General features: G+C 42.9%; 15 protein-coding genes. 11 read left to right on the top strand and 4 right to left on the bottom strand.

Annotation, left to right across the window (positions count from 1 at the left end; translation table 11 throughout):
* From ACXACN_RS08085 to spo0A, 5 genes are all read left to right on the top strand, one after another.
* Window positions 1-825, top strand: a complete 825-nt coding sequence (locus ACXACN_RS08085) for a TlyA family RNA methyltransferase (protein ID WP_474963665.1) — start codon at window positions 1-3, stop codon at window positions 823-825.
* A gap of 63 nt (window positions 826-888) precedes the next feature.
* Entirely contained in the window at window positions 889-1,338 is a 450-nt protein-coding gene (ahrC, locus tag ACXACN_RS08080) for a transcriptional regulator AhrC/ArgR (RefSeq protein WP_089651776.1), read from the top strand.
* A 17-nt stretch (window positions 1,339-1,355) separates the two neighbouring features.
* Window positions 1,356-3,080, top strand: a complete 1,725-nt coding sequence (recN, locus tag ACXACN_RS08075) for a DNA repair protein RecN (protein WP_474963663.1) — start codon at window positions 1,356-1,358, stop codon at window positions 3,078-3,080.
* 237 nt (window positions 3,081-3,317) lie between these two features.
* Complete coding sequence (gene spoIVB / locus ACXACN_RS08070; RefSeq protein ID WP_474963661.1) at window positions 3,318-4,568, top strand: SpoIVB peptidase; 1,251 nt, start codon at window positions 3,318-3,320, stop codon at window positions 4,566-4,568.
* A 245-nt stretch (window positions 4,569-4,813) separates the two neighbouring features.
* Window positions 4,814-5,593, top strand: coding sequence for a sporulation transcription factor Spo0A (spo0A, locus tag ACXACN_RS08065; RefSeq protein WP_160914906.1), 780 nt, complete (start codon window positions 4,814-4,816; stop codon window positions 5,591-5,593).
* Between the two features lie 40 nt (window positions 5,594-5,633).
* On the opposite strand, the gene ACXACN_RS08060 is transcribed toward spo0A, so the two are convergent.
* Window positions 5,634-5,915 (bottom strand): hypothetical protein, encoded by a 282-nt coding sequence (locus tag ACXACN_RS08060; protein WP_474963659.1) that lies wholly within the window; start codon window positions 5,913-5,915, stop codon window positions 5,634-5,636.
* A 207-nt stretch (window positions 5,916-6,122) separates the two neighbouring features.
* Here ACXACN_RS08060 and ACXACN_RS08055 point away from each other — a divergent pair, with 207 nt between their 5' ends.
* Window positions 6,123-7,472: an aspartate kinase gene (locus ACXACN_RS08055; RefSeq protein WP_474963658.1), complete on the top strand. Its 1,350-nt coding sequence runs from the start codon at window positions 6,123-6,125 to the stop codon at window positions 7,470-7,472.
* A gap of 525 nt (window positions 7,473-7,997) precedes the next feature.
* Here the strand turns inward: ACXACN_RS08055 and ACXACN_RS08050 are convergent.
* From ACXACN_RS08050 to ACXACN_RS08040, 3 genes are read right to left on the bottom strand one after another with little or no spacing between them, the layout of a single operon-like run.
* On the bottom strand, window positions 7,998-8,738 hold the full coding sequence (locus ACXACN_RS08050; RefSeq protein ID WP_474963656.1) for a 3'-5' exonuclease: 741 nt from the start codon (window positions 8,736-8,738) through the stop codon (window positions 7,998-8,000).
* Window positions 8,738-10,645: a DUF294 nucleotidyltransferase-like domain-containing protein gene (locus tag ACXACN_RS08045; protein ID WP_474963655.1), complete on the bottom strand. Its 1,908-nt coding sequence runs from the start codon at window positions 10,643-10,645 to the stop codon at window positions 8,738-8,740. Before ACXACN_RS08045 ends, ACXACN_RS08050 begins: the two co-directional genes overlap by 1 nt.
* Window positions 10,646-10,685: 40 nt before the next feature.
* Window positions 10,686-10,922, bottom strand: coding sequence for a DUF2627 domain-containing protein (locus tag ACXACN_RS08040; protein ID WP_474963653.1), 237 nt, complete (start codon window positions 10,920-10,922; stop codon window positions 10,686-10,688).
* A gap of 135 nt (window positions 10,923-11,057) precedes the next feature.
* Between ACXACN_RS08040 and ACXACN_RS08035 the strand changes: the two genes are divergently transcribed.
* From ACXACN_RS08035 to lpdA, 5 genes are all read left to right on the top strand, one after another.
* On the top strand, window positions 11,058-13,133 hold the full coding sequence (locus tag ACXACN_RS08035) for a sigma-54 interaction domain-containing protein (protein WP_474963651.1): 2,076 nt from the start codon (window positions 11,058-11,060) through the stop codon (window positions 13,131-13,133).
* 102 nt (window positions 13,134-13,235) lie between these two features.
* Window positions 13,236-14,138: a phosphate butyryltransferase gene (gene yqiS, locus ACXACN_RS08030; RefSeq protein WP_474963649.1), complete on the top strand. Its 903-nt coding sequence runs from the start codon at window positions 13,236-13,238 to the stop codon at window positions 14,136-14,138.
* Window positions 14,139-14,149: 11 nt separating this feature from the next.
* Entirely contained in the window at window positions 14,150-15,253 is a 1,104-nt protein-coding gene (gene bcd, locus ACXACN_RS08025) for a branched-chain amino acid dehydrogenase (protein WP_474963647.1), read from the top strand.
* 14 nt (window positions 15,254-15,267) lie between these two features.
* A complete protein-coding gene (buk, locus tag ACXACN_RS08020) occupies window positions 15,268-16,353 on the top strand; it encodes a butyrate kinase (protein WP_474963645.1) in 1,086 nt (361 codons plus the stop codon).
* Window positions 16,354-16,368: 15 nt separating this feature from the next.
* Window positions 16,369-17,790 carry a dihydrolipoyl dehydrogenase gene (lpdA, locus tag ACXACN_RS08015; protein ID WP_474963643.1) on the top strand — a complete coding sequence of 474 codons (1,422 nt, stop codon included), beginning with the start codon at window positions 16,369-16,371 and terminating at the stop codon, window positions 17,788-17,790.
* The last annotated feature ends 16 nt before the right edge of the window (window positions 17,791-17,806 follow it).

Here is a 17,806-nt window from a genome sequence, read left to right as displayed (position 1 = left end):
ATGGGAAGAAAAGTTAGACTAGATGTATTATTAGTAGAAAAAGGGTACGTTGAAACCCGTGAGAAGGCGAAACGAACCATTATGGCAGGGCTTGTTTTCCATAATCAAGTCCGCCTGGACAAACCAGGCCAAAAAATAGAAGAAGACACAGAGCTTACAGTAAAGGGAAAAGCGATTCCTTACGTAAGCAGAGGTGGATTGAAATTAGAGAAGGCCTTAAATGTTTTTGATCTATCTGTAAAGGAAAAAGTGATGATCGACATCGGTTCGTCTACCGGAGGATTCACAGATTGCGGTTTGCAAAATGGAGTGAAACTGAGCTATGCCATTGATGTTGGTTATAATCAGTTGGATTGGGGCCTTCGCAACCACGAGCAAGTCGTAGTCATGGAGAGAACGAATTTTAGGTATGTGACAAAAGACGATTTGAAGGAAGGGCAGCCCCAATTTGCTTCCATTGATGTTTCCTTCATTTCTTTACGAATCATTCTTCCAGTACTGGCTACGCTTTTGGATAAACAAGGCGATGTGGTTGCCTTAATTAAGCCTCAATTCGAAGCCGGACGTGAGCAGGTAGGTAAAAAAGGAATCGTCAAAGACCCGTCCATACATAGACAGGTGATTGAAAACATTCTTGATTTTGCTACTGAACACGGCTATTCTGTACATGGCCTTACATTTTCACCGATTACCGGAGGAGATGGGAACATCGAGTTTCTCGTCCACCTGCGTCTTGATGGAGAAGGTCAAAGTGGAGTGTCAACAGATATTAATATTGATGCGGTTGTTGGAGAGGCGCATGAAGCTCACCGTAAAAACGCATAATGATCGTAAAAGGGCTTATCAAAGGCCCTTTTCTTATGGAAGGACTGGAAACGGAGGATGGTCATGAACAAAGGACAACGTCATATCAAAATCAGGGAATTGATTACGAATGACGACATTGAAACCCAGGATGAGTTAGTCGATCGTTTAAAGGGTATGGGTTATAATGTTACTCAAGCTACTGTGTCGAGAGATATTAAAGAATTGCACCTTGTCAAGGTACCTATGATGGATGGACGGTATAAGTACAGCCTACCGGCGGATCAACGTTTTAATCCATTTGAAAAATTAAAACGGTTAATGATGGATGCATTCGTAAGTATCGATCGAGCGGGGCATTTTATCATCTTAAAAACATTACCTGGAAACGCCAATGCTGTTGGGGCACTCGTCGATAATTTGGAATGGGATGAAATTATGGGGACGATTTGTGGGGATGATACATGTCTGATCATTTGCCGCAGTGCAGAACAAACAGAGACGATAAGTGAGCAGCTGCTCAATATGTTATAAACTGAGGTGGAAGTTTCATGCTAACAGAATTGTCTATTCGTGATTTTGCAATTATTGATCGAATTTCAATTACGTTCAAACAAGGTCTCACCGTACTCACAGGGGAAACAGGTGCGGGTAAATCGATTATCATCGATGCCATACAACTGCTATCTGGTGGACGAGGGTCTGTCGAGTTCGTGCGTCATGGAACAAAAAAAGCCGAAATTGAAGGATTGTTCACCGTAGCGAGCGATCACCCCATTTATAAGGTGGGGGAAGAGTTTGGCGTTGACATTGAAGAAGATGGCATGGTCGTGCTGCAGCGGACCATTACTCATCAAGGAAAAAGCATTTGTCGAGTTAACGGGAAACTGGTCACGCTTGGAATTATGAAAGAGTTCGGTCATTGTTTAATCGACATCCATAGCCAGCATGAAACACAGTCATTGATGGATCCAGACCGTCATATTGAGCTCCTTGATATTTTTTCTGATAAGGAGATGAAATCTTCCTTGGAAGAATATTACCGAGTCTATGACAAGTACCGAGTGCTTAAGAAACGCTACAAGGAATTGAGTGAAAATGAGCAGGAGATGGCTCAACGTCTGGATTTGCTTGAATTTCAATTGCGGGAGCTTCAAGAGGCTGAAATGCAGCCACTTGAGGATGAAGAACTTTCAGAAGAACGAAAAAAACTGATGAATTACGAAAAGATCTATCAAGGGATTCATGATGCTTATTATTCTTTATATGGAGAACAAAAAGGCTTGGACTGGTTGAGTCATGCCATGACTTCTCTAGAGAGTACGTCAGACGTGGACGACGAGCTAGCCAAGCTTTCAGAAGAAATGTCGAACTCATACTACATTATTGAAGAGTTGACCTTCCAATTGAGTAATCAGATGGCGGAGCTTGAATTTGACCCTGAACGTTTAAATCAAATCGAGTCACGCTTAAACGAGTTGAATCGATTGAAGAAGAAATATGGAGCAACAGTTGATGATATGCTTCAATACGCATCCAGGATTGAAGAAGAGATCGATGAAATTAAGAATAAAGATTCCCACCTGAATAAGATGGAGAATGAAATCCATGAACTAGGACAGGATGCTGTAATGGAAGCTAAGGCTCTTCATGACATTAGAACCAGCTCAGCGTCGACTTTATCAGATTATATCCATGAAGAGTTGAGGGACTTATATTTAGAAAAAGCATCCTTTGCAGTCGACATCAACTTAAAAGAAGGACGGGAATCGGACCCTGAACTTGACGGCCATCCTGTACAATTGCTCCCAAATGGAATAGATATTGTAAAATTCCTGATTACCACAAACCCAGGAGAGCCGTTAAAAGAATTACATAAAGTTGCATCAGGAGGAGAAATGTCGCGGATTATGCTTGCATTGAAGCGCATTTTTTCAAGACACCAGGGAGTCACAAGTGTGATTTTTGATGAAGTAGATACAGGTGTAAGCGGTCGAGTGGCTCAAGCGATCGCTGAAAAAATCTACGGGATATCGGAAGGTTCGCAAGTTTTATGTATCTCACACCTCCCACAAGTAGCTGCTATGGCTGACACTCATGTAAGAATTGAAAAGAGAGTGGATAATGATCGAACACATACAGCAGCAAAAGAATTGACATACGATGAGAAAGCGGACGAAATTTCGAGAATGATCACAGGTGCAGAGCTTACTGAAACAACGGTGGAACATGCGCGTGAACTGCTTCTCATGGCTGAAAAACATAAGAATCGTTAAATCAACAAAAGATAAGCGTATGGACGAATAGTCCATACGCTTTTTTCTGTTCGATCCTTTAGGGTCAACGAAATTGACTTTTATATTCCAATCTTTACATATACGTTGGAGAATGTTTCTACACAAGGGAAACGGTACTATAATTACTGAGATTATGCTCGTTTAAAAATGCCTGTGGAAGACCACATTATAAGTAAGCCATTTAGTTGGTACTGGAGTGATAAGGAGTGTGAACCCGTGAAAGATCAACAGACAGTTAAATATATATGTGGTTCCGTTCTCCTGCTGTTTATGCTCATTTTACCTTTAATAGCCCCTGTTCATGATTACCTGTCCATCCCTACCGATGTGAAAATCAGTGCATCCAATGATTCAGAGGTCTTTTCTGAAGGGGAAGATCTAGAAGCATTGACTGCATTTTCATCAACTGATGATCACCAAGTCTTTTATGAGTTTGCCGGAGTTCCGCTTAAGAAAACAGATGTAACTAAAATGCGTGACATTCGTTTGATACCTGGCGGTCAGTCGGTCGGGGTCGAATTGCATACAAAAGGCGTGCTTGTTGTCGGACACCATTTAGTTAATGGAGAAAGGGAGACGAAGAAGTCACCAGGAGAGGAAGCGAATGTCCTCGTTGGTGACATTCTCCTTGAAGGAAATGGCCAGGAACTCAATAGTATGGAAAAGCTGTCCGCCATCGTCAAAAAATCTGGCGAAGCGGAGACGCCCATAAACCTTAAGATCAAGCGAGGGAAAGAGATGATTTCTACTTCTCTAACCCCTGTCTTTAACGCCCAGGAGAAAGAATATCAAATTGGTCTTTATATCCGCGATTCCGCTGCGGGTATTGGAACAATGACGTTTTATGATCCAGAAACGAAGAAGTATGGAGCACTAGGCCATGTGATTTCTGATATGGATACAAAGAAACCAATTGAAATCCATGAAGGGACAATCGTTCGATCCCATGTAACTTCCATTGAGAAAGGAAGTCAGGGGATTCCTGGCGAGAAAAAAGCAAAGTTTTCTTTACGCGATGATCGTTTAGGCACGATTACAAAAAACACACCGTTTGGCATTTTTGGGGAATTGGATGGGGATATGAAGAACGACACTTATCCTAAAGGTGTCCCTGTCGGATTCGCAGAGGAAGTCGAAGAAGGCCCTGCACAAATTATGACTGTGTTAGATGGTGAGGAAATGCAGACCTTTGATGTGGAAATTGTTAGTAACATGCCGAAAAAGTCGGCCGTGACTAAAGGAATGATTGTCAAAATCACAGACCCTGAACTGCTTGAAAAAACGGGTGGTATTGTTCAAGGAATGAGTGGGAGTCCCATCATTCAAAATGGAAAAATCATTGGTGCAGTCACTCATGTGTTCGTCAATGACCCAACAAGCGGGTACGGTGTACACATTGAATGGATGCTACAAGAAGCCGGGGTACAAATATACGAAGAGCATCACAATAAACAAAAAGCAAGTTAGAAGGGCCTTAGTAAGGGCTCTTCTTTTTTTATGAACATTCTGTTAAGATTAAGTTATTCGACAAAATTCGACAATACTTATATATACATGTCGAATTTATACGAATTCATGAGTATATTAAAGCATTTTCAAGATAATCTAAAATTTTGAAATTTTTTTGTTATAATAAAAGAGGGTTAAAATTTTCAATGTCGAATATGTGTATTACGGAAAAATGAAGGACTATTTTGTAAGGAGGAAGATAAATGGAGAAAATTCGCGTCTGTCTGGCTGATGATAACCGTGAGCTTGTAAAGCTACTTGAGGAATATTTTGATGATGCGTCGGATATTGATGTCGTTGGCACGTCCTATAATGGGAAAGATTGTCTTCAAATGGTGGAGGAGAAAAAACCAGATGTATTAATTCTCGATATCATCATGCCACATTTAGACGGTCTTGCTGTTTTGAACAAATTAAAAGACATGGACAAGCATCCAGAAGTCATTATGTTGACAGCATTCGGTCAAGAAGAAGTCACGAAGAAAGCAGTGGAACTTGGAGCCGCTTACTTTATGATGAAACCATTCGACCTTGACCACCTAGGTGAGCAAGTTCGTCAGATCAAACATGCCGGTGATCCAATAAATCGTGCATTGGGCAACAGTTACACATCAACCAAATCGAAAAAACCTGACCTTGATACAAGTATTACTCATATCATTCACGAAGTGGGTGTACCTGCACACATCAAAGGTTATCAGTACTTGAGAGAAGCGATTACGATGGTTTACCATGATCTTGAGCTTCTAGGCTCAATTACAAAGGTCCTTTATCCTGATATTGCAACCAAATATAACACAACGGCATCCCGAGTGGAGCGCGCCATCCGTCATGCGATTGAAGTAGCATGGAATCGCGGGAATATCGATGCCATTTCTTCACTATTCGGGTATACGATCTCTAACACAAAAGCGAAACCAACGAACAGCGAGTTCATTGCCATGGTGGCAGATCGCTTGCGTTTAGAGCATAAAGCCAGCTAATGAAACAAAGCACGAGAGGTGTGAAACACCTTTCGTGCTTTTATTTTGGTCCCGTCATCAAATTTGTGATCTCTATTGCCAGGTTTTCATTCTCATAAGTGCCTGCATCAATTTCCTGGAGTTGGTCACACAAAAATTCGTAAAGATCATTCTCCAAAAATGACACGATGTCTCTGTTTATTAAACGATAACTGAAAGGGAGGTCCAAATATTGGATGATTACATAGGTGTGTCCTTGATCTTTGTATGTACATAGTATAGATAATTCACTATTTTCGGGATAATACCTGGATCCACCAAATCCATCCCTTTTTAATACCATAGAACCACCCTTCCTTTTATCTTCCATTTTATCTGAAAATGCCAAAAGATGTAACAGATTTGTGGAATTAATGTAATAATTCCCAAGTTCACGTCGAATTTTGCTGTTGAATCGCTTTTTTTTTGAAAGTTGTTCAATTGTACGCCCCATTTGTGATACAATTCTTAATTATTAATTACTTTCGTTCTTTAGTGGGGTGTTGGATAAATGAAAGTCGTGAAATTTGGAGGCAGCTCTCTCGCAGATGCTGGTCAAATTAAAAAAGTGAAAGATATTATTAGTTTAGATGATGACCGACGAGTCATTGTTGTCTCAGCTCCTGGGAAACGTCATAGCGGAGATGAGAAAGTGACGGATCTCCTTATTGCCTTAGGTGCATCCGTTCAAATGAACAAAACAGACGAAACGGTATACAAAAAAATCATCGATCGCTTTCAATCGATGACCGAAGAACTTGGTCTTTCTTTACATGTAGCCGAACAAGTGAAGGATAAAATAGATGAAGCAATCGAACTCGTCCAAGAGGAAGCAGAACATGCACTTGATTCCTTAAAAGCTTGTGGTGAGGATGGTTCTGCCCATATTGTGAGTGCATATTTGCAGAAGTCTGGGGCTGAAGCGTCCTATGTGAATCCAAAAGAAGCAGGTATACTCGTCCGAGATCAACCTGGTGGGGCATTGGTTTTAGAGGAAAGCTTCGAAAAATTATATAGTTTGAGACATCGTAATGAAATCCTTGTTATTCCTGGATTTTTTGGTTATACGCCAGAAGGTGAATTGGTAACATTTTCACGAGGCGGATCAGACATAACCGGGTCGATTGTAGCGGCTGGATTAAAAGCGGATTTGTATGAAAACTTCACAGATGTCGATTCCGTCTATTGTGTGAATCCAATGTTCGTGGATCAGCCAAAGGAATTGACCTCATTAACCTATCGGGAGATGCGTGAGCTTTCCTATGCCGGATTTTCCGTCTTCCATGATGAAGCGCTTATCCCTGCATTCAAAGAAAAAATTCCTGTATGCATTAAAAATACAAATAACCCCGCAGCACCTGGGACGATGATTGTAGCTGATCTACCAGAACGGGAAAGTCACGTTGTCGGAATCGCCAGTGATGATGGATTTTTGAACTTATACGTGAGTAAATACTTAATGAACAGAGAAATCGGTTTTGGTCGCAGGTTGCTTCAAATCCTGGAAGATGAAGAAGTATCTTTTGAGCACGCTCCGTCTGGAATCGATGACATGTCTGTCGTCATCCGTGAACATCAGCTTCCACCTGAAAAAGAGGAAAAGGTCGTGAAGCGGATTAAAGATGAATTGCAAGTCGATACCGTGTTGATTGAACGAGAATTGGCTATGATCATGATTGTAGGGGAAGGAATGAACCAGACCATCGGTATCGCCAGTCGAGCAGCCACTGCTTTCCGTGAGGCAGAGGTCAACATTGAGATGATCAACCAAGGTTCATCTGAAGTGTCCATGATGTTCGGAGTCAAATCCGCAGGCCTAGGCAAAGCTGTCCAATCCCTGTACCGAACATTTTTTGAATAAGCATTATTAAACGATATAGCTGAGCATTCACATGTAATTCACTAAAGTATTTGGAGGGGTTGAGGGAGACTCGATTTCGAGACTTTTGTGGGGGTTTAGGGGCTCCGGGAAAAGGTTCGCTTTCCGTGGGCGAGTGATGAGCCTCCTCGAGCTAACGCTCTGCGGGGTCTCATCTACCACGCACTTCCCACAGGAGTCTCACCGTTTCCCTCCGCCCCTCGGCCATGGAAGATTCTCGAAACCACACCTAAAAGATCAGCTTTTATCATTAACGATAGTGGATTATATAAACCGCTCCTCAGAACGTAAAACCTTGATTCAGAGCGCTTTATACTTCTAACAGTGGGATAGTGGAAGACAATCCAACTTAGTAAAGGGATTCGTTTCTCCTTACTATGAAAGGAGTTGCTTCCCAACCACCCCTGGCGCCCAACACGGCAAACGAAACCCGGGAACATCTCGAATCTGAGTCTTCCACAACCGGGAGCTCTTGTGGGAGAAATAGAAAAACGAAGCAGTGAGGATTCACTGCTTCGTTTTTTTCTGTTGAGCTAACACTTTATTTAATTCTCCCAATGTGTGAACGTCATAATCAATCGTTTTTGAAAGCAAATACCTAAATAACTCGGCTGTCATAATCGCATCATTTAATGCGTGGTGTCGTTCCCTTTTATCAATGCCTACATACTTTAGCAATGGATCAAGCTGGTGCTTTACATCCGGCAGAAGCCATTGCGCCATAAGTTGTGAGTCGATCACATGCGGTTCATAATCAGGAAGCTTCCATCTTTTCAACATGGCCTTCAAGAAACGCATATCAAATTTTGCAGGGTGGGCGACAAGAACAGACCCTTCGCTGAAGTCCATGAAATTTTGAAACCCTTCAATGAAAGGGCTGGCATTATTCAGACGGTCACGAGATAATCCTGTTAAGCGCAGCGTTTGTCTGTTGACAGGACGAATGGGCCGGATGACTTGATGAAACTTCTCTTTTCGGCAAGCATGCAATCCTTGCAGCCTAATTGCACCTATGGATATGATCTCATGTCCGATTTCTGGTAAGAAGCCGGTAGTTTCAAGGTCGAAGATGGTAAAGTCCAAATCCTCTAGTTGCCTCTGGTGAAAACTTTCCTTCTTATTAAATTCGGTCAGCTGTTTTTCTAATTGGTGGTAGGTGTGCCATTTCAAAAAAGGTTTAATTTTGAAATAGTACATGGGTTTCTCAAACAGCAGGTATTTAATAATTTGTAAGTCAACTGGCAACATCAGACCACCCGATTTCGGTTATAGCTCAATTCGAGCACCTGCTGCAGGCGTTTGGCGATAATGAGCGCTTCTCTGAGTGATCGACGTTCTTCTTTCTTCATAGGCCCGAGTTTTAAATCATTGCTTAAAGGTTCTTCGTCGTCCAACTGTTGCAGATTGGCTTTCAAACGGAACAACATGAGACGGTGTAAAGCTGTTTTTGCATTTTCCACATCACGGGGATGGAATCGTTCTTGTTCTGCTAGTGCTTCTAGTCTATTGACGGTATTAATTTCTTCAATACCATACTTCATGCTGTAAATACGAATAGCGTTGACTATTTGCATTATGGCTGATTTCTTTAAGTTAAGCGTACGTTTCTTTCCAATCCCTGTAATTCTCCCGAAAGGTTGGACAGGGACTCGGAAGCGCAGCGTATCTTTCATGAGCAATTGATGCAAATTCAAAGATTTCTGGACGCGTTTCGTCACATACTTTTTTAAATCATAAGCAAGAGAATAATCTCCGGTAATCGGACGGAAGTCCATGAATATGGTGAAGTCACGGATTTCTTCTGCGTCCATCTTGTTGATCCATTGATCGATGCTTGCATGCCAATCACTTTTCTGCTGCCGCCACTTCGGTTCCTTCGCCATAATGCCACCTGTACAATAAGGGAAACCGCATTCGTTCAGCATATCATTGATTTTATTAGTGAAGATTTCGAAGTATTTTTCGATTTTCACTTTATGCTTACTTTTGTCATAGTCGGCAAGGATGATTGCATTATCCTGGTCGGTGGAAAAGGCTTGCTCTTTCCTTCCTTCACTACCCATGACAAGGAAACAGTAATTGACCGGTGGCGCACCGTACCCTTCCCGGATCATTTCATCTTCAGCAATTTGCACGACTTGTTTGTGGATCCGATCGTTATAATTCGTCATCAACTCTGCAATGTCATAAGCGAACATGTGTTCTTTAATCAAACTCGCAACGAATTTTTGGAACCGTTCATTATAAATCGGTGACAGTGGCTTAATTTCTTCAATCGTAACAGCATTGGATATTTTATAAGTCAGGTCGAAATAAACAGAATTTTTAATTGTGAAGAACGATGACTGCCTCAAAATTCCGACGACCTTGTCTTTATGAAGAACAGGAATGATCTCCGTTGGATGGTGCTTCAAGTAACTCAATGCATCATAGATGAACTCCTGCTCATTAATCTCATACGCCTCTTCAGCCATGTAGGCTTTGACTGGATTTCTGTGATCGTTCTCAAAATACGCCCTCAGGATCTCACCATATCCGATCATGCCAAGCATGGATTGTTGATCATCGCTTACAATCAGAGCTTCGATCTTCTGCTGTTGTAACATCCGGGCAGCTTTTTCGATTGAGGCTTCGGGATGTATAAACGTAGGAGGTTCCATATAAGCGTCTGCACGTTTTTTGTACAATTCACGATCATCCTGCTCATCTGTTGTAGAGCTTTTATATTTGACTTCATCATATAAGCTTTTCATTAGATGGCTGATTCCATCCATGACGACTTTTGAGAAGTGATTGTTGTTCGACATCACTTCCAAGAATGACTCACGTTCAAAACAAATGGTTTTAATGGGTTCTAATGCCTGAACCGAAAAACGCATCTCCCCGCTTGTGAGGAGGATCATTACCCCTACCAAATCTCCAGGGTAATAAAATCTTACGGATAACTGTCGGCCGTTCGAACGGTGCATGATATTTTTTGCAAGACCTGACACCATGAAGTGGATATCGATCGTATCATCTTCCTGGTCCTCATGGATGATGAATTCGTTTGTAGAGAATTCTCTGACCATGGCTTTACCAAAAACTTCTTCAAATTCTTCCTCAGAAAGCAAATCGAAAGGGTATTGCTTTCTAAACATTTCAAACTCTGTCACAGAGCAAAACTCCTTCATCACAGTTGTTGATATCACTAAGCTAATCTTTTTGTCTGAATCGTCCTTTGGTTAAGTTGCGTTTTCTGTCTCTGTGTAGGATAAAGCCGCCGATGAAGGCCATTCCACCAACAACAAACAGAATGCCAACCAGTCCTTGGATGGCTATGTGAAAAAAGATGGTGTGAAACTCCCCAAAAAGGGCGTCCCGAATCAATTTTATCCCGTATACGGCGATCAAACCTGGGATGACTAATATTAGTAAAGCAATTAATCGCATACTCGTAACTCCTTTAATTCAATCCATGAATAAGTATATCAAATGGCGAGGCAGGTTGGAACTATAGACATGCTTGCTAAAATGTGCAGATTAGGGTACGATGAAGTTACGCAAAAAGTTGCAGGGTGTGGTGAAATGAAACGTGTGTTGATTGTCGGAGCGGGGAAGGGTGGAACCGCCCTGTTGAAGTTGTTGAGGAAAATGGACCGTATGTTAGTGGTTGCGGTTACAGACATCGACTCAAATGCGCCAGGCATAGCGCTAGCAGAGAGTTACGGAATATCTACAGACCGCCATTGGCAGGATTGGATACATAGAGAAATAGATATCGTTATTGAAGCCACGGGCGAAGAACGTGTTTTCAATGATATTCGGGAAACGAGAGGGCGCACGACAGTCGTCATACCAGGATCGGTGGCTTACGTGACCGCGGAATTATTGGAAGAAAAAGAATCGCTTGTGCAGAAATTAAAGCAGCAGACAGAAAATCAAAACCTGATCTTAAACAGCATTCATGATGGGATGATTGTTATCGATGAGAAAGGTGATATTTCATTTATTAATCGCAGTGCAGAACGCATTGTAGGGATGGGTCGATCCTCGATGATTGGCGAACCTGTTAATGAAATCATTCCGGATTCAAGACTTCCTCAAGTCCTGGCCTCCAGGGAGGAAGAAGTGAATCAGAAGCTTTCTTTAGGTAATGGGAATAAAGTGGTGACCACACGAATCCCTATGATTGGTCAGGATCAGAAGGTTATCGGTGCTTTCGCCGTTTTTAAAGACATTACGCAAGTTGTGAACCTTGCTGAGGAAATCACGGACCTTAAAGAAGTGAAGACGATGCTCGAAGCCATCATTCAATCTTCTGATGAAGCGATTTCTGTTGTCGATGAAAATGGAAGCGGTTTAATGATTAACCCTGCCTATACGAGGATTACCGGTCTTTCTGAAGAAGAAATCGTTGGGAATCCGGCAACGGTCGATATTTCTGAAGGGGAAAGTATGCACATGAAAGTTCTTCGTACCAGAAGGCCTGTCCGTGGGGTGCGTATGAAGGTGGGACCTTCAAAAAAAGACGTCCTCGTTAATGTGGCCCCGGTCATTGTCGATGGAAAGTTGAAGGGGAGTGTCGGGGTCCTTCACGACGTTTCAGAAATTCAGTCATTGACGAGTGAACTTAAAAGAGCCAGGCAGATCATACGCAGTTTGGAAGCGAAGTACACGTTTGATGATATTATCGGAGATTCTCAGGAAATGACTTTGGCTCTTGAGCAAGCGAAAGTGGGTGCGCGTACGCCTGCTTCTGTGTTGCTGAGGGGGGAATCAGGAACGGGGAAAGAACTTTTCGCCCATGCGATTCATAACGAGAGCAAGCGGCGCCATAATAAGTTTATCCGTGTAAATTGTGCGGCCATTGCTGAATCTCTACTGGAAAGTGAATTGTTCGGCTACGAAGATGGTGCTTTTTCTGGAGCAAAACGAGGCGGGAAAAAAGGGCTGTTTGAAGAAGCGAACCATGGCAGTATTTTCCTTGATGAAATTGGTGAATTGACATTGCCCATGCAGGCAAAACTGTTGAGAGTTTTACAAGAGAATGAAATCATCAGGGTTGGAGGAACAAAGCCAGTCCATGTGGATGTCCGTGTGATTGCTGCTACAAATGTCAATCTGGAAAAAGCGATTATGAACAAGAACTTTCGTGAAGATCTTTATTATCGCTTGAACCGGCTCCCGATTTACATTCCTCCCCTCCGTGAGAGGATAGGGGACGTTGAACTCTTAACGGAACATTTGATTCAAAAGTTGAATGAAGATTACGGTAGGCATGTCACCTCAGTGGATGAAGAGGCTTTTGTTATGTTAAAAGAATATGATTGGCCTGGGAATGTGAGGGAGCTTGAAAATATAATCGGACGAGCGATGATTTATATGGAAAATATGGAAGATACCATCAAGGTTGAACATCTGCCTCGACTGAAAAAAGCATCTGCGGAATCCGTCGGTTCTGCAGATGGTACTCCATGGCTTGGAGAAACGTTGCAGCAGGCCGTAGATGAATATGAAAAGAGTCTGCTTGCAGATGCTTACCGGTCTCATGATTTCAATAAGACTAAAACAGCCAAGGCGTTAGGGATCTCGATTCGAAACTTATACTATAAGTTAGAAAAATACCAATTAGACAAAAACAGCATGCAAAGTTTTTCATGATGCAATTTTTTGCAGACATGGGAATCTCCATATGAACCAATTCTCGGGTTGCTTGGAGTTGGCATGAATGTTGCATGTTTAGAAGAGGGGAAGAGGTGACGCATGAAAAAGTTAGATGAACTAGTCGAGCAAATTGACCGTCATTCACCGAAAACGGTCGCTGTTGCTCAAGCAGCAGATGAAGAAGTATTGAAAGCAGTTAAAATGGCCCGGGCTTCCAACCTGGCTGAATTCTTTCTTGTGGGAAATCAATCAGAAATCGAAACCCATGCGAATGCTGTAGGTTTGGATTTAACGCAAGAAGGAATTGAGGTGATTCATGCAAGTGAAAAAGATAGTGCACGGGTCGCTGTAAAAGCCGTCCACTCTGGTGAAGCTCATGTCGTCATGAAAGGGCATGTGGATACAAAATCTTTATTGAAAGCTGTCCTGGACAAAGAGTTCGGGCTCAGAAAAGGCTCGGTGCTGTCACACGTCGCTTTATTTGAAATTCCAGGTCGAGACAAATTGATCTACCTCACGGACGCTGCGATGAACATCGCACCGAGTCTTGAGGAAAAAGTTCAAATCATTAATAATGCCGTGGAAGTAGCTACGCGGGCAGGCTGGGAGAATCCGAAGGTCGCTCCACTAGCTGCAGTCGAAGTAGTAAACCCTTCTATGACAGCTACTCAAGATGCTGCTATGCTTACTCAAATGAACCGGCGTGGGCAATTGAATGGATGTATTGTTGATGGTCCCCTTGCCTTTGATAATGCGGTCGATCCAAAGGCTGCACAACAAAAAGGAATTACATCAGAAGTTGCGGGACAAGCGGATATTCTTGTCGTGCCGTCCATTGAAGTGGCCAATGCCTTATATAAGTCATTCATCTATTTCGCCAAAGGAAAAGTGGCGGGCGTGATCAGCGGGGCTAAAGCTCCGATCGTATTGACGTCAAGAGCGGATGATGCTCAAAGTAAAATTTATTCACTGGCTTTAGCTTTACAAGCCAGTCAACAATAGGAGGATTCACAATGGAAATTTTCAGCTATATGAAAGAATATGATTACGAGCAATTGGTATTTTGTCAAGACGAACAATCAGGTCTAAAAGCGATTATTGCTATCCATGATACGACACTTGGACCTGCTCTCGGAGGTACACGTATGTGGACGTATGCTTCTGAAGACGATGCTGTAGAAGATGCGCTGCGTTTGGCAAAAGGAATGACATACAAAAATGCAGCAGCAGGACTCAACCTCGGCGGAGGTAAAACAGTCATCATCGGAGATCCGAAAAAAGAAAAAAATGAAGAGATGTTCCGTGCTTTCGGCCGGTACATTCAAGGTCTGAATGGTCGATACATTACCGCAGAAGACGTAGGAACAACTGTTCAAGACATGGACCTGATCCACGAAGAAACGGATTACGTGACAGGGATCTCTCCTGCATTTGGTTCTTCAGGAAATCCTTCTCCGGTTACTGCTTATGGCGTATATCGTGGGATGAAAGCAGCGGCTAAAGAAGGGTTCGGAACAGATTCATTAGAAGGCAAGACAGTAGCCGTTCAGGGTGTCGGAAATGTGGCCTTCACTCTCTGCCGTCATCTTCATGAAGAAGGAGCGAATCTGGTCGTTACAGATATCAACAAAGAAGCGGTTCAACGAGCTGTAGAAGAGTTTGGAGCAAAAGCGGTTGATCCAGATGATATTTACAGCGTGGATTGTGATATTTACGCTCCTTGTGCACTTGGAGCAACAATCAACGATGAAACGATCCCACAACTGAAAGCAAAAGTCGTTGCAGGTGCTGCGAATAATCAGTTGAAAGAAACGAAACATGGGGACATTCTACATGAAAAAGGCATTGTCTACACACCGGATTATGTAATCAACGCGGGTGGTGTCATCAATGTTGCCGATGAGCTTTATGGTTATAATAAAGATCGTGCTATGAAGAGAGTAGAAACGATCTACGACAATGTATCACGCGTATTTGAAATTTCACGTCGGGATAACATCCCAACTTATGTAGCTGCAGACCGTATGGCAGAAGAAAGAATTGAACGTATGCGCAGGTCCCGCAGTCAGTTCCTTCAAAATGGTCAACACATCTTAAGCAGAAGACAGAACGGTTAACGGGGGTTTAGGAATTGCAAACACATCGTATTCTGGTCATCAACCCAGGTTCCACATCTACAAAAATAGGAGTCTTTGATGATCAGGAAGTCGTTTTTGAAAAAACAATCCGTCACACAGCGGATGAAATCAGTTCGTACAAGCGCATCATTGATCAATATGAATTCCGTAAACGAGTCATTCTTGAAGAACTCGACCGTGAAGGTATCAACATTAGTAAATTAAGTGCCGTATGCGGGAGAGGAGGCTTGCTGCGTCCGATCGAAGGTGGGACGTATGAGGTTAACGAGGCGATGCTTGAAGACTTGAAAAATGGTTATAATGGAGAACATGCTTCCAATCTTGGAGGGATCATTGCTAATGAAATCGCTCAAGGGTTGAACATCGGGGCCTATATCGTCGACCCGGTCGTTGTGGACGAACTCCATGAATTAGCGCGTGTTTCTGGTGTGCCTGAAATTCCAAGGAAAAGTATTTTCCACGCTTTAAATCAGAAAGCTGTCGCAAGAAGAGCGGCAACTGATCTTGGGCTGTCTTATAAAGATGCCCGCTTGATTGTGACACATATGGGCGGAGGAATAACGGCAGGCGCTCATGTGGGAGGCCGCGTGATCGACGTCAATAACGGTTTACACGGAGACGGACCTTTTTCACCTGAGCGTGCCGGGACTGTCCCTGCAGGTGATCTTGTCTCCTTATGCTTCTCCGGTCAATATTATCGCGATGAAGTCATGAAGAAATTGGTTGGACAAGGCGGACTGATGGCGTATTTGGACACAAATGATGCCCGTGAAGTCGAAGAAATGGTCGCAAACGGCGATCGTAAAGCGAAAGTTGTTTTTGATGCTATGGCTTACCAGATCGCTAAAGAAATTGGAAGTATGAGTGCGGTTATGGAAGGGAAAGTGGATGCCATTGTACTCACTGGTGGACTTGCATACGGAAAAGCGTTTGTCGAAGAAATTTCAAAGCGCGTTCATTGGATTGCAGATGTGCTCGTCTATCCTGGTGAAAATGAGCTGGAAGCGTTGAATGAGGGGGCTCTGCGTGTCCTTAATAACGAAGAAGTTCCAAAGCAATATCCTAACTTTCAAGAATAGGAAGGAGAGTCCAAGGTGGCACAAGAATACGATTTGGTCATTCTCGGAGGTGGCACAGGTGGTTACGTAGCTGCCATCCGAGCTTCAAAATTAGGTCTTAAAACAGCGATTGTAGAAAAGAGAGAACTTGGAGGAACATGCTTGCATAGAGGATGTATCCCTTCTAAAGCTTTGCTTCGAAGTGCTGAGGTGTTTAAACAGACGAAAGAAGCTGACCGGTATGGTATTTCAACAGAGAACACGGCATTAAATTTCACCAAAGTTCAAGAGCGGAAACAATCGATTGTAGATACACTACATAAGGGTGTTCAAGGATTGATGAAAAAAGGGAAGATCGATGTGTTTGAAGGTTTTGGCCGTATTTTAGGTCCATCTATTTTTTCACCTACAGCTGGAACGATTTCTGTGGAGATGAATAATGGAGAAGAAAACGAAATGTTGATCCCTAAAAATGTGTTAGTGGCTACAGGCTCGCGTCCTAAGTCTTTACCAGGACTTGAAATCGACGGAGATGTTGTCATGAGTTCTGATGAAGCGCTTTATATGGATGAACTACCAGCATCCATCATTATCGTCGGAGGAGGAGTTATCGGGATTGAATGGGCTTCCATGCTTGCAGACTTTGGTGTGAAAGTGACAGTTCTTGAATATTTACCCCACATTCTTCCTACCGAAGACGAAGATATTTCCAGGGAAATGTTGAAGCAGATGAAAAAGAAAGGCGTCGACATTGTTACGAGCGCCAAGGTTCTTCCTGATACGATCGAGAAAGACAATGGCGTGAAAGTTGAGGCAGAAGTGGACGGCGAGACGGTCACTTATGAAGCGGAGCGCATGTTGGTCTCTGTCGGAAGAGCAGCAAACGTTGACAATATCGGTCTTGAAAACACCGACATTCAAGTTGAAAACGGAATCATTCAAACCAATGATGTTTATCAGACGAAGGAAAGCCACATCTATGCAATCGGTGATGTTATTGGAGGTATGCAGCTGGCCCACGTAGCTTCACACGAAGGTATGATCGCTGTCGAACATATGGCTAACCAGGATCCACATCCGATGAACCAGGACCAAGTGCCATCTTGTATTTACTCGAACCCTGAAGTGTCAAGTGTCGGTTTAACGGAGAAAGCGGCAAAAGAGAAAGGGTATGATGTGAAAGTAGGCAAGTTTCCATTCCAAGCAATAGGGAAAGCGCTTGTTCACGGAGAAACAGATGGTTTCGTCAAGATAGTAGCAGACAAAGAAACGGATGATGTATTAGGCGTCCATATGATCGGTCCACATGTGACTGACATGATTTCAGAAGCTGCATTAGCCAAGGTTCTTGATGCGACCCCTTGGGAAATCGCCGAAACGATTCACCCACACCCAACGCTCTCTGAAGCGATCGGAGAAGCGGCAATGGCCGTCGACGGCAACCAAATCCATGGATAAATATGAAGGAGGGATC

The organism is Halobacillus sp. AWM4_238, assembly GCF_056158265.1.
Note: the sequence above shows the minus strand (reverse complement) of the source record. Positions and strands in the feature narration are given on the sequence as shown.

Excerpts from the sequence above, each read along its gene's own strand:
- ACXACN_RS08085 (WP_474963665.1), top strand. The coding sequence starts at position 1 with ATGGGAAGAAAAGTTAGACTAGATGTATTATTAGTAGAAAAAGGGTAC.
- ahrC (WP_089651776.1), top strand. The coding sequence starts at position 889 with ATGAACAAAGGACAACGTCATATCAAAATCAGGGAATTGATTACGAAT.
- recN (WP_474963663.1), top strand. The coding sequence starts at position 1,356 with ATGCTAACAGAATTGTCTATTCGTGATTTTGCAATTATTGATCGAATT.
- spo0A (WP_160914906.1), top strand. The coding sequence starts at position 4,814 with ATGGAGAAAATTCGCGTCTGTCTGGCTGATGATAACCGTGAGCTTGTA.
- ACXACN_RS08060 (WP_474963659.1), bottom strand. The coding sequence starts at position 5,915 with ATGGTATTAAAAAGGGATGGATTTGGTGGATCCAGGTATTATCCCGAA.
- ACXACN_RS08055 (WP_474963658.1), top strand. The coding sequence starts at position 6,123 with ATGAAAGTCGTGAAATTTGGAGGCAGCTCTCTCGCAGATGCTGGTCAA.
- ACXACN_RS08050 (WP_474963656.1), bottom strand. The coding sequence starts at position 8,738 with ATGTTGCCAGTTGACTTACAAATTATTAAATACCTGCTGTTTGAGAAA.
- ACXACN_RS08040 (WP_474963653.1), bottom strand. The coding sequence starts at position 10,922 with ATGCGATTAATTGCTTTACTAATATTAGTCATCCCAGGTTTGATCGCC.
- ACXACN_RS08035 (WP_474963651.1), top strand. The coding sequence starts at position 11,058 with ATGAAACGTGTGTTGATTGTCGGAGCGGGGAAGGGTGGAACCGCCCTG.
- yqiS (WP_474963649.1), top strand. The coding sequence starts at position 13,236 with ATGAAAAAGTTAGATGAACTAGTCGAGCAAATTGACCGTCATTCACCG.
- bcd (WP_474963647.1), top strand. The coding sequence starts at position 14,150 with ATGGAAATTTTCAGCTATATGAAAGAATATGATTACGAGCAATTGGTA.